Raw genomic sequence first — 14520 nt, 5'->3', positions numbered from 1 at the left:
TCGTTTCCGCGCCCCGAGCGAATTACTTCCCGCGCTCGAGTCGCGACCCGATTCGCGTCGGGAGATCGGCGTCGGAAACTGCCGTCTGGACCGATTCGATGTCGTACTCCACACGGTACGTGTCGACCGTCAGGTGATCGAGGTCAAGCACCGCGTAGGCCGCTCGTGGATCTCCGTCTCGCGGTTGACCAACGCTGCCTGGATTGACGACGATTCCCTCGCGAAAGCGCTCGACGCCCTGGACGTGCGTGTGGCCGAGAACCAGGATGTCTTCGTCCTCGAGGAGCCCCGGCGAGAATTCCTTGGGATAGGTGTAGCGAGTGTAGCGCTTCGGGTCGTCAGGATGGCCGTGGACGAGTTTCACTCGTCCGTCACACGCCAGTCGTTCGGTCGGCAGCGATTCGAGCCACCCCAACTGATCATCGGAGAGCTGGTCCGTCGCGTGTTCGACGCCAGCGCGGGCCATTCCGTTGAACTGAAACGGAGCCTCGTCGACGACTGCGGCGTCGTGATTTCCCATCACTGTCGGCACGTCTCGCGTGCGAAGTACGTCGACACAGGCCGCCGGCCACGAGTTGTAGCCGACGACGTCACCGGCACACAGCAGGCGATCGACTGACGGCATGTCCTCGAGCACCGCCTCGAGAGCGATCCGGTTGCCGTGGATGTCGGAGAGTAGTCCGACGTTCATACCCGGGTGTACGGTCTTGAGCAGTTTGTACGTTCGCCGGGCGAACGCCCATTGAACTCGCCGTGCCTTACTCCCACTCCCAGTAATTTGACCCCGAAATCGGCAGTTCGAGCCAGTACGATGGAGGTCGAACGTTCAGTTCCGCAAAAAGGGCTGTACGTACTCAGTTGCCGTTCTCGAGTGCCGTTTCGAAGCCGCCGTCAGTGCGGGCGACGCCCGCTGCACAGACTGCGTGTTCGAACTCGAGGTCGTAGGCGTCGGTTGCTGCTTCTGTCGCGGTGGTCGCCTCGAAGTCGAACGATTCGGGTGCGTTCTTCTCGTACGTCGCGACGAGCGTCGGCTCTTCGACGGTCTCGACGAGCAGGGCGTCTTTTCGGACCGTTCCGATCAGCGCTTCGCCGTCGGCACCGATCGTCGCCCCGATTCGGGGCGTGTCGTAGTCGTCTTTCTCGTAGTCGAGTGCCAGGAGACTCTCCGCGAGGGCGTCTCGAGCGGGATAGCCTAACTCGAGTTTCTCCGCGATGGGGTCGACGTGCGAGCCGTTTCCGAACGCGGCCGTCTCGCCCGTCGGGGTGTCGACGAGTCGGAGGCAGTTATACGAGACGTACGGGTTGTCCGTTTCGGGTGCGTCCGCCGTGGGACCGACAGTGAGCGCGTCGTCTCGAGTCGAAATCTCCCGGTTCGGGAAGGATCGTGATGAGACGCGGTAGGCACCGACGTCGGGACCGACGACGACGAATCGTCCGATGTACATGCGAGAAGGTGTGCGGGTGAGAGGAAAATGAATGTCGGTTTACTGCTAGTCGTATTCGATAGCGTTGTCGAGTCCAGTGAGAGGATTTATATCAGATTCCGCAGCGAATCTGTGTGTGACTACGCAAGCGGAGTGCCTGGACGCTCTCCGAGATGCTGCCGAGGAACTCGGTTGTTCACCGACGAAAGCGCAGTACGAAGAACTAGGAATGACCCCAGCCTCTGCAACGATCATTCGAACGTGCGGTGGTTGGAATAATGCGAAAGAACGTGCCGGGCTAGCAACGTCGTACTCGAGAGGTTCCCGTGTGAGCCCGAAGCCCGACGATGTCGACCTTCCCGAGGGAATGTCTTGGGAAGCGTTGACCGTCGATCAACGGTGGCACTATCGAAATACCGAGTGGAATACCGAACGGACATTACGCCGCCGCCGTCGGCTCCGAGCGTGGCTCAACGATCAAAAACAGCGTTGTTCACGATGCCCTATCGACCACGTTGGGTGTCTCGACTTTCATCATCGCAATCCAGACTCAAAAACGATGGCCGTGGGCCGGATGGTTACATTTGGTTACGGGAAAGATGCACTTCGCGCTGAAATAACAAAATGTGTCGTACTCTGCGCAAACTGCCATCGAAAAGAACATTTTCGCACTCTAACCCGTCCACTCCAACGGTGGGTCCATTCTCAAAAGCACATCTCTGGTGGTTGTAAGCGATGTGTCGAAGATGATCCAGCTTGTCTCGATTACCACCACAACTCGGGCAATAAGCGTGCTACTGTCGCGGCCCTCGTCGCTGCGAACCGATCGAAACAACGAATCCGCACCGAAATCGAACGGTGTGTCGTCCTTTGTGCTAACTGCCACCGAATCGAACACTACAAGCATACAACTGAGTAATCCACAGACGTATCCCAGTTCGTAACACTCTAATACGGGACTCATCTACTACAGGACACACCGTTGGTGAAAACGCCCAACGGGGACATATCAGTCCATTAGGGTAGTGGCCAATCCTTCGAGCTTCTGGGGCTCGAGACCCTGGTTCGAATCCAGGATGGACTACTCTTCTCGGTTCTTCGTCTCGAGGCTCATCGCCCAGCCGTCGGTCCGTCTCCAGTTGAAACGAAGGGGTTCGATAGGCGGCCCATAACGCTACTCACACTCGAGAATCGCTGCACACTGATTCGGGCCCGACAGCCGATTACACGTCGTCACGTTCGTAGGCCCCGTCTCGCTCGAGTTCACCGCGCTCTCGCAGTACGGATGGCGTCCGGCAGATTCCCGGCGCGCCGGTTACCTGCGGAACGGTGCAGTTGTTACAGCTTTCACAGAGCACTTGTGGTGATTTTTCCCTACTAGCGGCCGCGGACTCGAGCAATCGCGCCCCGAGTTTTGGCTCGGCGTAAAACGGACGGGCCATACCGACCATGTCGCAAGCCGCCGCCTCGGCGTCCGCCGTCTCACCGAGTAACCGATCCATTTCCGCACGTTCGCGAACGCCACCCTCCGCCAGCACTGGAATCGAGACCCGTTCTCGAACGCGCCGACAGAACGGTTCGTTCCACGCGGACTCGAAGTCGTACTGTCGCGACTGAATCCAGTTTGCGCCGGCGACGAGACGCCGTCGGTGTGCACCGCCGAAGGCCTCGTCGTACCCCTCGCGTAACTGTTCGTTCGCCCACGCTCGGTCGGGATACTCCCCGCGAACGATGCTCATATCCCAGACGACGGAGGCTTGCACCGGCACGACGCCGTCGTAGCCGATTCGCTCGAGTCGCCTCGCGATTTCGACCCCATCTCCGAGGGAGAGTTTTCGACGCACGACGGGTGAGGGCGGTGCGGCCGTTTCGGCCGGCACCTTAGTGATCAGTGGAACGTCTCCGGCCCGGTCGCGAATCTCGTCGTGGACGACGGCGAGAAACTCGAGTCTCGATTCGGGATCGCCACCGAACTCGTCTTCGCGTCGGTTGTAAAACGGCGAGAGGAACTGCTGGACGATTCCCATGTTGGCCCCGGCGAGATGAATGCCGTCGTAGCCGGCGTCGACAGCGGACGCTGCACAGCGACCAAAATCCGCGGCGAGTTCGTACACCTCGTCGGTCGAGAGCACGTGCGGGTCGTAGTTCAGAAATCCGAGCCGATCGAGCAGTCGTAACTGCCAGGGCGGCCGTGAAACTGCGAGCTGCTCGAGATTCGGGTTCTCTCGACGATATGCAGCGTGCCAGGTTTCCATGCTTCGCAGGCCGCCGTGCTCGAGTTGCAAGAAAATTCGGCTGCCGTGGTCGTGAATTCGATCGGTTAGCCGAGCGAGTTTCGAGACGAAGTCGGGGTCGTGAACGCGGGTCATTCCGGGCGCAGCACAGCCGCCGTCGCCGCGTACGATGGTCGCTCCTTGGCAGATGAGACCGACGCCCGACTCGGCGGCCGGCTCGAGGTCGTCGATCAGGGTATCGACCGCTTCCGAACCGTTACCCGCACACTCGAGCAACGGAGCGCGATAGAGCCGGTTGGGAACCGTCACGCCGCCGATTTCGAGTGGCTCCTCGAGGGTGGTCATACCGAGTATACGGCGGGGACGGTCAAGAGAATACTGTCCCTTCGCGAGTACGAAGTCGCCACAGTGGCGCGATCGAACACCCCTCGCCCGGGTTAGGGGGGCGGACCGCAGGTCCTCGCTTCGCTCCTTTCTCAGACCTCTCTCGCACTCACTTTTCGACCTCGAGTAAGGCCACGCGTTCGCGGACGAGGTCCGAAAGCGACGCATCGGTTGCTGCTTGCTCGGTGTCAGTAACGTCGTAAAACGAACAGATTGCTTCCGTGTCGACAGCCTCGAGTATCGATTCAGTCGGTTCGATGGCGTCCAATTTCACCAGTTCTCGTCGGGTGGCCGCCTCGCGTTCGAGTGTCTCAGCAGTTCCACCCTTGTGACCCCCTTCATTTCCACTGGAATCGGCGTCGATCAGGACGATGGCGTCCGTTTCGCCGACGTTGATTCCCATTTCGAGTGCGCGATTGATCTGTCGTCGACCGGCGGCGTAGAGCAGGACTTCGACGGCTCGATCTCTGGCGATGTTCTCCTCGCGAGCGATGGCCCGGTCTGCCAGTTTTCGGGCGCACTCGAGGTGTGAGCGGTCGACGACGTAACGTGCGTCGAAGGCCTGAATCGTCACGTCGTGGCGGTCACCGATTCGGCCGAGTTGGGCGACGAACTCGTCGAGATCGTCGACCGTCAGTGTACACTCGAGGAGTTCCACTAGAAATCACCCAGACTGGATTGGTTGTCGTCCGCGGTTTCTCCGTTCGGTTCGTCGCTTGCACTGACGTTCGACTCGCCGCTCGTCGGACTCGCGTCTCTACTAGCCGGTTCGACGCCGTCCATCGACGGGTCCTCTCGACCGGCGTTCTCGAGGATGTTCTCGGCCGTCTTCTCGCCTTTTAGTGCTCCGAGGACGACGCTCTTCTCGGCGCTTCGGAGGTCGGCGGGTTCCTCGATTCCGGCTGCATAGAGTCGTCGAGCACGTTTTCGGCCGACGCCGCCGACCGAAACGAGTTCGAGCAACTCCTCGCCGACGCCGTGTTCGACGCGTGCGCGGGCTTCGCGGACGGCGACGGTCCATTCGCTGTCGATTTCGGCGGCCAGGGACTCGGCGGCACCCAACAGCCACTCGGCGGTGTCGACCTTGCCGCGGAGGTCGCCGGGTCCGATCTTGTACCGTTCGGTGATCGTCTCCTCGTCGGCTTCCTCAGCCCAGTCCTCGAGTAGCGTTCCCGTTTTGAGGGCTGCCAGCCAGTCCTCGAAGCGCCCCTCCTCGAACTCGCTCGGCGCGTCACCGAGCAGTTCGCGCTCGCGTTCGTAGAACAGTTCGCCGAATTTCTCGTCCTCTCCCGAGCGCAAGTAGAGTTCGTACATGTCGGGCGTTCGCGAGACGAGCTGGTAGAGACCGAGTGCCGTCGGTCGTTCCTCGGCTCCCTCGAGGCCGTGGACGATCTCCGCCGCACTCATCGGATCGAGGTAGAGCCGCGAGACGGTGTGGCCGAGGCTGGTCGCCTCGAGCGCCTGTTCGTTCTTCGAGCGCTGTCGGTCCGCGAGGTCGGCCGCCGAGGTGAACGCTCCGGCGTCGTCGTTCGTCTGTTCAGTTTCGCCATCCCGTTCGATGAAGTCGTTTCGCTCGAGGTAGCTCAATACCTCGTCGGTGACGCTCTCGAGTCGCCCGGCTTCGCTCGACTGACTCGCGTACAGCGTTGCCTCGAGGAACTCGAGGAGTCCGCCCCGGGTTCGCGCGAAGCCGGAGGCGATGGTGGCGAGGACGTGCGTCCGGAGTGCAGGTTCGGCCGCGAGTTTCGACCGGACGGCCTCCGGATCTGCCCAGATGTAGCGGTCGAACAGTTCTTGACTTTCGTCGTGACTCTTCGCGAGCAAGACGGCCTCGCCGTAGGGGTCGAGACCGGGACGTCCGGCTCGTCCCATCATCTGGTGGACCTCGAGGACGTCCAGCGGAGCCATTCCGCCCGCACTCGGGTCGAACCGTCGCCAGTCGCGGACGATCACGCGCCGAGCGGGCGTGTTCACCCCCGCTGCGAGCGTCGGGGTCGCCGAGATGACTTTCAACAGCCGGTCGCGAAAGGCGTCCTCGACGAGCGAGCGTTGGGTACTCGAAAGCCCAGCGTGGTGAAACGCTGCGCCGCGCTCGACGCAGTCGGCCAGATCCTTGCTCGTCTCGGTGTCGCTGTCGTCGCGAATCTCCGCGGCGAGTTCGGCCAGTTCGGTGCGCTCTTCGCCCGATAGTTCCGGACTCGAGACGCCGCCTAATCTGCCCGCGGCGGCCTCGGCGTTGCGCCGAGAGCTGACGAAGACGAGCGAGGAGCCTCCTTCTTGAAGGATGTCCCGGACGAGCGCGGCTTCTTGCTTTTCGCTGCCCTCGACGGGAACCTCTCGCGTCGAGCCGTCGTCGAAGTTCAGCGCGTTGCCGTAGTGGACGCCCATCTCCAGATCGATCGGTCGCCAGTCGCTGTCGACGAGGGAGGCGTCGAGCCAGTCGGCGATTTCGTCGGCGTTCCCGACGGTTGCGGAGAGCGCGACGGTTTGCATCGCGGGATTGAGCTGCTGGAGCTTCGCGAGGGTCACCTCGAGGGTGGGCCCCCGATTTCGGTCGTCGATCAGGTGGACTTCGTCGCTGACGACGCAGGTGAGTTCTGAGAGCCAGCCGGCCCCGTTTCGGACGAGCGAGTCGACCTTTTCGCTCGTCGCAACGATGATATCCTTCGTCGCGAGCCAGTCGTCGGTGCTCTCGTAGTTGCCCGTCGTGACGCCGGTCGTGATGCCAAACTGTTCGTACGCTTCGAACTCGGCTCGTTTTTCGCTGGCGAGCGCTCGCAACGGGACGATGTACAGCGCTTTCCCGCCGCGTTCGACCGCCGAGAGCATCGAGAGCGCGGCGATCATGGTTTTCCCGCTGGCGGTCGGCACGGCGGCGACGAGGTTCTCGCCGTCGGTCGCGCCGGCGTCGACCGCCTCAGCCTGTGGCGGGTAGAGCTCCTCGATGCCCTCCTGCCGGAAGTGGTCCGTGGCACCGGATGGGAGCCCCGTCAGCTCCTCGAGATTCATTACCCGTCTTTGGCGCGTCCCGTGGTTTAAACTGTCGTCTCGAGGCCCGTCCGTCGGTCCACCCGTGACGCCGACGAGTCGCGGTGTTTTTGTCCCATTCGAGTTGACACTCACGCATGTCGACACTCGCCCGCGCGCTCGAGTCGTCGCCGCTGCGGACGAAGAAGCCCCGCGGTCGAAGCGGCAAACTCCTCGTGGGGACGGCACTCGTCGTGCTCACGCTCGGGATGTTCACCGGGACGCTCGACCGTCGACTCGAGGCGCTTGGAACGTCGATCACGGTGCTCGAGGCCTGCCTCGTGCTGGTCGGCGCGGCCGTCGCGGTGGCGTTCGTCCGGTACCTACTCGGCAAACTCAAACGCGCGGCGGGATACGGTCTTCTCGGAACGTTCGGGTTCGGGATCGGACTCCCGGCACTGGTGGCGCTTCCCGCAGTCGGCGGCGTCTTCCGCCGGGTAGGATCGACGGTCTACGGCGCGATGCCGTGGATTGAACCGTCGCGCTGGGGACGACTGCTCTCGGTCGTCGGCGGGCCGCGGGGACTGGCCTCGGGGTGTTACGGCACGACGCTGCTCGCGGCCGGTGCGTGGACCGACTCACTGGACGACTCGCACGTGGTTTTCGGGTATGAACTCACGCTGTTCTCCGTGTTCGCGATCATGACCGTTCCAGGAATCGTCGTCTACTACGTCCGTCGATAAGTCGATATATCGTTTCCAGGTGCAGAGAGATCACGAGAAGAGTTTCTCGCGGACCGCTAACGATTTACGACGATCGGTCCAACCATCGCTCATGAAAGTCGAATTCGACGAGGAAACCTGTATCGGGATGTATCAGTGCGTCGCCGAGTGGGACGCCTTCGAAGAGGATAAGACGAAAGGCAAAGCGATTCTCGAGGACAGCGAGGAGATCGAAGAGGGCATCTTCGTCCGCGAGGTCCCCGAAGGTGCGGAACTCGACGCAAAGTTCGCGGCTCGGACCTGCCCGGTCGACGCGATCAGGATCTACGACGACGACGGCGAGCAGTTGATTCCCTGAACGCAGCGTTCTCACTCGTCGGCGCAGTCGGTGACTCGAGCGTGCGGCGAAAAAACGAGCGTCGGTCGCGACGTCGTTACGAGATTTTGTTGTACTGATCCGAGAGCTTCTCGGCGGCTTCGCCGAGCTGGTCGCGCTCGAACTCCGAGAGCTCCCACTCGACGATTTCTTCGACGCCGTCGGAGCCGAGTTTGGCCGGGACGCCGAATGCGGTGCCCTCGTGGCCGAACTCGCCCTCGAGGGGGACGCTGCACGGAAGCACTTCGCCGGTGTCGCGCAGGATGGCCTCGACGGTGTGTCCGACGCCGGTCGCTGGCCCCCACTGCGTCGCGCCTTTCTTTTCGATGACGTTCATCGCGGAGGTCTGGAGTTCCTCGAGCAGTTCTTCTTTCTCGTTCTCGTCGAACTCGCGGTCCTGGCCGTCGACGCGGACCTTCGAGAAGACGGGAACCTGGGCGTCGCCGTGCTCGCCGAGGATGGTCGCGTCGACGTTCTGGACGGGGGCGTCGTAGCGCTGGGAGATGACGTAGCGGAATCGCGCGGAGTCGAGTCGGCCGCCGAAGCCGACCACCTGCTCGCGTGCGCGGTCGCCGACCTCGTAGAGGTGGCGGTTGAGCAGGTCGACGGGGTTCGAGGTCGTGACGGTGATGAAGTCGTCGTTGTACTCCGCGATGGAGGAGCCGATATCCTCCATGATCGGGGCGTTGTCGCCCGCGAGGTCGATTCGCGTCTGGCCGGGCTGGCGGGGGATGCCGGCCGTGATGACGACGACGTCCGAGCCCTCGGTGTCCTCGTAGCCTCCCTGACGGATCGTCGTGTTCGAGTCGTAGGCTGCACCGTGGTTGGTGTCCGCAGCCTGTCCGACCGTCGTGTCCTCTTGATCCGGAATGTCCACGAAGACGAGTTCGTCGGCGATATCTCGAAGTGCGATGTTGTAGCCCGCTGCGGCTCCAACCGTTCCAGCCGCGCCGACCACGCTAACTTTCGTCATACCACGTAAACATCAGCCACCCCGTGCGTTAAATCCGTCGAAACCCCTTCTCTCGAGCGATTTGACGAGCATTGAATCGACAGCTGTCGAAACACTTGCGATCGGGCAGCTACCACCGTCGAACCGCCGGCCAGCCGCGGTTACGCTCGAGAGTGAATCGAGAGTAACCGTCCTCGAGCGGATACCGTCGGCTATTCGGAACGGTTCGTCTCCGCGGAGAGACGCTCGTATCGAACCGACCATGGTTGCTGTCCGCGACGTCTCGACTATGCGAGTCAGTGTTATCGGCGGCGGAACGATCAACGAGACGGCAGCGAATCGCGCCGAAGGCGTCGGTCGCGAGCTTGCGACTCGAGGCCACACGGTCGTCTGTGGCGGTCGCGGCGGAACGATGGCGGCCGTCTGCCGTGGTGCGAACGATGCAGGAGGAACGACGATCGGCATTTTGCCCGGCGAGGACCGCGAGGACGCGAACGAGTTCGTCGATATCGTCATCGCGACCGGACTGGGCCACGCCCGAAACGCGCTCGTTGCGTTGAACGGTGACGCGGTGATCGCGCTCGCGGGTGGCGTCGGCACGCTCTCGGAGATCGGCTTCGCCGGCATCTACGACCGACCGATCGTTGGCCTCGAGACGCACGATATGTCGGATCTCGGCGTCTGTGCCACGACGGTTGAAACGCCGACGGAAGCAGTGGACGCCGTCGAGGACGCATTCGGGCCGGAGGAGGGTTCTGTGGGCTGATTTCGATCCCCCTCGGTCACGTTCGCGCCTTTTTAGACGTTCCAGCGTCTCTACACGAGTATGAGCGACTTCGACAAGGAAGCCGAACGCGAGAAACTTCGAGAGAAGTACGAACGCGACGCCAAAGAGCGCGAGGCGACCCAGCGAATGAGCGACCTGTTGCTCAAGGGAGCGACGATGACGAACGCCCACTGCGGGACCTGTGGCGACCCGCTGTTCCAGCAAAACGGAACCACGTTCTGTCCGAGTTGTCACGGCAACCCCGACGCAGTCGAAGGGACGGACCTCGAGGCTCAGCCGGCGAATGAATCGGCCGGTAACGCTAACGCTGACGCTACCGCTGACGCTGGCAATGCGTCAGACTCCACCGCTGACTCGAGCAAGCGCGAGTCCCGACCAAACGAAGCGGCGGCCTCGAATACTGCTGGCCAGCCCGACGGGACTGCCACTGAACGACCGAACTCGAGTGGAAACGAGGGGGCGTCGTCGAACGCAGGCGAGCGACCGACTCAGAATGCGGCCGAGCATCCTCCCTCGAAGGAACCCACCCAATCATCCTCGAGCGCTGCCGAATCGGTACCGAACCGATCCGTAACACCCGAGCAGCCATCGACACCGGATCAGCGATCGCCGAGCGCTCGGCAACCGACGGCCGATGTCGGTGTCGAGGACGAATCTCGGTCGCCCCGCCGCGACGAGACTTCGTCTGCATCGGCCGTCGACGGCGACCGCGAGGCCGCTCGAGCCTCGCTCGTCCGGGCGCTCGAGAAGTTCGCCGCGAAGGCGGCCGAAACGGACGACCCACGCCACGCGACGGCCTGTCTCGAGGCCGCACGCGAGGCGAGCGAGGCGCTCGAGACGCTCCGGTAGGGCTGAAACGGGTTCGATACGGGTTGAGAGGGAAGTTCGGACTCGAGAACGACCGACGCTACAGAGCTGGTGGGTGGAACCGACGCTACAGATCTGGTGGCTGAATTTCCTTCGGCTCGTTGTCGCCACAGCCGTGTTCGTAGAGGTGCGTCGTGTTCCTATCTCGCTCGTCGTGGTCGTCGATGGTCTCGTAGGTGATGTCTTCGCTGACGACGTACATGTTGATGTGCGTCAATTCTTCGCCGTGATCGTCTTCCCACGTCGAACAGAGGTGTTCGGCGAGCGCCGTCGGCACCTCGTTGTCGTTTAGCCCGCCGCTGCGGACGCTGTTCATGTAGAAGCGTTCGCGATACGTGTCGTACTGGGTCTGGAGTTCGTCGGACGGTCGCTCGTACGTCAGCTCCCGTTCGTTGTAGGCGTCGACGTACTCGCCGTCCTCGGTCACCGCCGGGAAGACGTAGTAGCGATCCGTCGTCCGCGGCTCGGGGGCGAACACGCTCCACTCGGGTTGGTCGACGCCGAAACTCGAGGCGATATCGTCGACCTGTTGTTCGGGCGGTGAATTGCCGTCGATGACGGAGACGACGGGCATGTACGACAGGATCGAGAGCAACACGAGCGAGCCGACGACCACGCCGAGGAAGACGCTGTGGACGTTAACCCGGAATCGATCGAGGGATGGACTCGAGAGCCGCGGATTCGGCACGGCCGCGGCGTGTGAGGCGAGCGTCCGGCGCGTTCGGGTCAGTCGAGAGCGATCGACGTCGAGGAGGTCGGCGACGCGTTGCAGGTCGGTCCAGAACTGCGCCTGGAGGAACAACAACAGGCCGGCGATCGCGACGTAGGGGAACGCGCCGATGCGGACCGTGAGGATGAACGAGACGTGGCCACCCACGAATAACGCGGCGAGGAACATGCGTTTCCGGCCGACGAAGACGATGAGCAGCCAGGAGAACATGAGCATGTAGTACCAGAGGTGGGTTCCCAACTCGAGCAGTGCCGGGAACTGCCGGATGTACGGTGTCAGGAGAAACGTCATGTCGTCGAGACCCATGACGAGCGGCGTCGCCTCCCCGCCGGTCCACAGGTCGCTCTGGGACTTGTGATACCAGTTGAGGAAGTACATGTACACCATCTGCGAGAGGATCAACGCGGAGGCGATACCGGCGACCGACTCCCGTGGCTCGCGCTCGGCGTGAACGGCGTCGACGGACCAGCGTTCGCCCAATGGGAGGAAGATGGCCCAGAACAACAGGAGCCGAAAGAGCGTGTCGGCGTAGCTCAGGACGAGCGGGTTGTGGTGGTCAAGCGAGACGACGAACAGGAACGAGAGCACCATCGCCACTCGCGTCTTGTAGCCGACGATCAGCTGAATCGCGATCAGCACTTGCAGTCCCATCAGCGCGGCGATAACCGTCGGATCGGTCGTCAGATGATAGAACGAGAACGCGCCGTCGGCGCTCAACTCCATCGCGATCGATTGGGGGACGACGCCATCCTCGGTGTAGTAAAAGGAAAAGTTTCGCGAGCGAAGGACAATATCGGCGACGATGAGGAGGCCAACGAAGACGCGAAAAACCGCGAGCGTCCGCGTATCGATCCGTACGGAGTCCGCGAGGTTCCGTCGCACTCGACGGACCCCTGTCTCGAGTTGCGACCGCACGGGACGCTCCATGTGCTCACACATGTCGATGTTATCGAAATAATCATTTCGGTCGAAACTGAACGCAGGGTGACAATACCCTGTTCAGGAGAATCTGAGGAATTGCCTGTCGTCTGCTCGTTCTTCCGTCGCCGGATACATCACGACGAAATTTCCATCTGTCACCCTCGCGAGTCGGTTCGGGAGGGTCCGTAACTCGCTGTGCCAGCCGACTTCGTTTCGCCGGGCGCTCACGCAGACGAGGAAGTCGTCCGATCGCGTCTCGTCGCGGAGTTTCTCGAACAACTCGTTCCAGCCGTCGACCGCGTGGAACGTCGCCGACGTCGATGGCTCGAGGCTCGTCGTCACTCGATCGAAGTGGCCCGGATTCCCGTCGACGACGAGGCCGTGAATCGGTGCCCCCGTTTGCGCCGAGATGCGTTTCACCGTGTGCAACGCCTCGGAGAACCCGTCGTTGTGGTGGATATCCGGCGGGAGCACGAGGACGATCCGCTGGGTCGTGTTGAGTGGGCTCCTGAGCCGACCGACCAGCGTCAACTCCGTGGTTCGATCGAGCACCTGATCGATGATGTGTCCGAACACCTGTTGGGTCCGTGCCGTTCGACCGTCCCAGCCGACGACGAGCGTCGTAATCCGGTTCTCGACGCTCGAGCGAACGATGCCCGAGGCGATGTTGTGGTTGACGCGAGTGTGAGGTTCGATCGGAACTTCGGCACCGGCGGTGTACGCTTCGAGGTCCTCGAGTAGGGCTTCGACTTCGGCGACGTTCGCCGTGGTGCGTGAGCGTTGCTCCGGGCGAACCACCGTGACCGTGTGAATCGGCTCGTGTGCGCGCTCGTTGCGAATCGTGACGGCGAGGTCGAGCAGCGACTCCGCGTGTTCGGTCTCCCTCGAGACGGGAACGAGGATCCGTTGTGACGTCCGGCCCGGATCGTACGCCTCGCGTTCGCGGGCGCGGACGAGCGCGCTCCCGGCGCGTTCGACCAGTGCGGGGCTGAACAGACTCACGACGAGGATCATTACGACGACGGCGTTGATCATCTCCTGGCCGAACCCCGGAACGCCCGCGTCGAAGCCGATCTGGACGATCGCGAGCGCGGCGGCGGCCTGCCCGACGGAGAGGCCGAACATCCCGAGGACTTGATCTCGATCGTAGCCGTAGACGCGGCCGGTCGCCCACGCCGCGACGTATTTCGTGATGAAGACCATGACGAGAAGCGAGCCGGCGAGTGCGAGCGTGTCGAGTCCCTCGAACACGACGCCGACGTTGACGAGCATTCCAACCGAGAGGAGAAAGAAGGGGATGAAGAGCGCGTTGCCGACGAACTCGATTCGATTCATCAGCGTCCCCGACTCCGGAATCAGTCGATTGAGCGTTAATCCGGCGAGAAACGCCCCGATGATGTGTTCGACGCCGACGAGTTCGGCGAGAAACGCACAGATGAACAAGACGGCCATGACGAACAGAAACTCGAAGTAACTCTCCTCGCTGTGGATGCGAAAGAACCAGCGGCCGAGTCGGGGAACGAGTACCCAGACGCCGACGAAAAACAGCGTCAGTCCGACCGACAGCTGCGTCCAGAACGCGGCGTCGAGCGTCCCGTCGACGCCGGCGATGACGACCGCGAGCACGAGCAACGCGAGCGTGTCCGTGAGGATCGTGCCGCCGATCGTCGCGGTCATCGATTCGTCGGTCGCGATCCCGAGTCGGTTGACGACCGGATACGCGAGCAGCGTGTGCGAGGAGAAGATGGCGGCGAACAACAGCGCCGCCGGAAGCTCCAATCCGAGCAGCGAGACGCCGACGACCGTGCCGACCGTCTGTGGAATCACGAACGACAGCAAGCCGAAGACGACGCTCCGATCCTTGTACTCGAGAAACTGCGCGAGGTTGATCTCGAGGCCCGCGATGAACATCAGGTAGATCAGGCCCACTTCGCCGAGCAACTCGATCGTCGCGTCTCGCTCGAGTAAGTGCGCGCCGTTGGGACCGATGGCCGCACCGATCAGAATGATACCGATTATCCCCGGCAGCCGATAGCGCTGGAGGACGAGCGGGGCGACGAGGAAGATCACCATCGCGAGCCCAAAGATGAGGACGGGGTCGTCGAACGGCGGCGTCAGTGACGGACCCGTCGATAGCAGCGTCTCGTATCCCTCGA

General features: G+C 62.5%; 13 protein-coding genes and 1 tRNA gene. 6 read left to right on the top strand and 8 right to left on the bottom strand.

Annotated features, from left to right (window positions below; all coding sequences use genetic code 11):
- Positions 1–22: 22 nt before the first annotated feature.
- Entirely contained in the window at positions 23–691 is a 669-nt protein-coding gene (locus BB347_RS13855) for a metallophosphoesterase family protein (protein WP_076583206.1), read from the bottom strand.
- A gap of 163 nt (positions 692–854) precedes the next feature.
- Positions 855–1445, bottom strand: a complete 591-nt coding sequence (locus tag BB347_RS13850) for an IMP cyclohydrolase (protein ID WP_076583204.1) — start codon at positions 1443–1445, stop codon at positions 855–857.
- 115 nt (positions 1446–1560) lie between these two features.
- On the opposite strand from BB347_RS13850, the gene BB347_RS19625 reads away from it, so the two are divergent.
- Positions 1561–2343, top strand: a complete 783-nt coding sequence (locus tag BB347_RS19625) for a homing endonuclease associated repeat-containing protein (RefSeq protein WP_076583202.1) — start codon at positions 1561–1563, stop codon at positions 2341–2343.
- 92 nt (positions 2344–2435) lie between these two features.
- A tRNA-Gln gene (locus BB347_RS13840) sits at positions 2436–2508 on the top strand.
- Positions 2509–2647: 139 nt separating this feature from the next.
- Here BB347_RS13840 and BB347_RS13835 read toward each other — a convergent pair.
- From BB347_RS13835 to BB347_RS13825, 3 genes are all read right to left on the bottom strand, one after another.
- On the bottom strand, positions 2648–4003 hold the full coding sequence (locus BB347_RS13835) for an oxidoreductase (RefSeq protein ID WP_076583201.1): 1356 nt from the start codon (positions 4001–4003) through the stop codon (positions 2648–2650).
- A 148-nt stretch (positions 4004–4151) separates the two neighbouring features.
- On the bottom strand, positions 4152–4700 hold the full coding sequence (gene cgi121, locus BB347_RS13830; RefSeq protein ID WP_076583199.1) for a KEOPS complex subunit Cgi121: 549 nt from the start codon (positions 4698–4700) through the stop codon (positions 4152–4154).
- A complete protein-coding gene (locus BB347_RS13825) occupies positions 4700–7051 on the bottom strand; it encodes an ATP-dependent DNA helicase (protein WP_076583197.1) in 2352 nt (783 codons plus the stop codon). The genes cgi121 and BB347_RS13825 overlap by 1 nt, the downstream gene beginning before the upstream one ends.
- A 116-nt stretch (positions 7052–7167) precedes the next feature.
- Here BB347_RS13825 and BB347_RS13820 point away from each other — a divergent pair, with 116 nt between their 5' ends.
- Together BB347_RS13820 and BB347_RS13815 are read left to right on the top strand one after the other, a co-directional pair.
- Positions 7168–7752: a hypothetical protein gene (locus tag BB347_RS13820; protein WP_076583194.1), complete on the top strand. Its 585-nt coding sequence runs from the start codon at positions 7168–7170 to the stop codon at positions 7750–7752.
- 91 nt (positions 7753–7843) lie between these two features.
- Entirely contained in the window at positions 7844–8089 is a 246-nt protein-coding gene (locus BB347_RS13815) for a ferredoxin (protein WP_076583192.1), read from the top strand.
- Between the two features lie 76 nt (positions 8090–8165).
- Here the strand turns inward: BB347_RS13815 and mdh are convergent, their stop codons facing one another.
- Entirely contained in the window at positions 8166–9080 is a 915-nt protein-coding gene (gene mdh / locus BB347_RS13810) for a malate dehydrogenase (protein WP_076583191.1), read from the bottom strand.
- A 268-nt stretch (positions 9081–9348) separates the two neighbouring features.
- Here mdh and BB347_RS13805 point away from each other — a divergent pair, with 268 nt between their 5' ends.
- Together BB347_RS13805 and BB347_RS13800 are read left to right on the top strand one after the other, a co-directional pair.
- Positions 9349–9825: a TIGR00725 family protein gene (locus BB347_RS13805; protein WP_076583346.1), complete on the top strand. Its 477-nt coding sequence runs from the start codon at positions 9349–9351 to the stop codon at positions 9823–9825.
- A gap of 60 nt (positions 9826–9885) precedes the next feature.
- Complete coding sequence (locus tag BB347_RS13800; protein ID WP_076583189.1) at positions 9886–10695, top strand: Sjogren's syndrome/scleroderma autoantigen 1 family protein; 810 nt, start codon at positions 9886–9888, stop codon at positions 10693–10695.
- Positions 10696–10780: 85 nt separating this feature from the next.
- On the opposite strand, the gene BB347_RS13795 is transcribed toward BB347_RS13800, so the two are convergent.
- Positions 10781–12370 (bottom strand): HTTM domain-containing protein, encoded by a 1590-nt coding sequence (locus tag BB347_RS13795; RefSeq protein ID WP_076583188.1) that lies wholly within the window; start codon positions 12368–12370, stop codon positions 10781–10783.
- 72 nt (positions 12371–12442) lie between these two features.
- Positions 12443–14437, bottom strand: coding sequence for a cation:proton antiporter domain-containing protein (locus tag BB347_RS13790; protein WP_394329264.1), 1995 nt, complete (start codon positions 14435–14437; stop codon positions 12443–12445).
- Between the last annotated feature and the right edge of the window lie 83 nt (positions 14438–14520).

Source organism: Natronorubrum daqingense (assembly GCF_001971705.1).
Taxonomy (GTDB): Archaea; Halobacteriota; Halobacteria; order Halobacteriales; family Natrialbaceae; genus Natronorubrum; species Natronorubrum daqingense.
This window is presented reverse-complemented; position numbering and strand designations above follow the sequence as displayed.

Excerpts from the sequence above, each read along its gene's own strand:
- BB347_RS13855 (WP_076583206.1), bottom strand. The coding sequence starts at position 691 with ATGAACGTCGGACTACTCTCCGACATCCACGGCAACCGGATCGCTCTC.
- BB347_RS13850 (WP_076583204.1), bottom strand. The coding sequence starts at position 1,445 with ATGTACATCGGACGATTCGTCGTCGTCGGTCCCGACGTCGGTGCCTAC.
- BB347_RS13835 (WP_076583201.1), bottom strand. The coding sequence starts at position 4,003 with ATGACCACCCTCGAGGAGCCACTCGAAATCGGCGGCGTGACGGTTCCC.
- BB347_RS13825 (WP_076583197.1), bottom strand. The coding sequence starts at position 7,051 with ATGAATCTCGAGGAGCTGACGGGGCTCCCATCCGGTGCCACGGACCAC.
- BB347_RS13820 (WP_076583194.1), top strand. The coding sequence starts at position 7,168 with ATGTCGACACTCGCCCGCGCGCTCGAGTCGTCGCCGCTGCGGACGAAG.
- BB347_RS13815 (WP_076583192.1), top strand. The coding sequence starts at position 7,844 with ATGAAAGTCGAATTCGACGAGGAAACCTGTATCGGGATGTATCAGTGC.
- mdh (WP_076583191.1), bottom strand. The coding sequence starts at position 9,080 with ATGACGAAAGTTAGCGTGGTCGGCGCGGCTGGAACGGTTGGAGCCGCA.
- BB347_RS13805 (WP_076583346.1), top strand. The coding sequence starts at position 9,349 with ATGCGAGTCAGTGTTATCGGCGGCGGAACGATCAACGAGACGGCAGCG.
- BB347_RS13800 (WP_076583189.1), top strand. The coding sequence starts at position 9,886 with ATGAGCGACTTCGACAAGGAAGCCGAACGCGAGAAACTTCGAGAGAAG.
- BB347_RS13795 (WP_076583188.1), bottom strand. The coding sequence starts at position 12,370 with ATGGAGCGTCCCGTGCGGTCGCAACTCGAGACAGGGGTCCGTCGAGTG.
- BB347_RS13790 (WP_394329264.1), bottom strand. The coding sequence starts at position 14,437 with ATGGTGATCTTCCTCGTCGCCCCGCTCGTCCTCCAGCGCTATCGGCTG.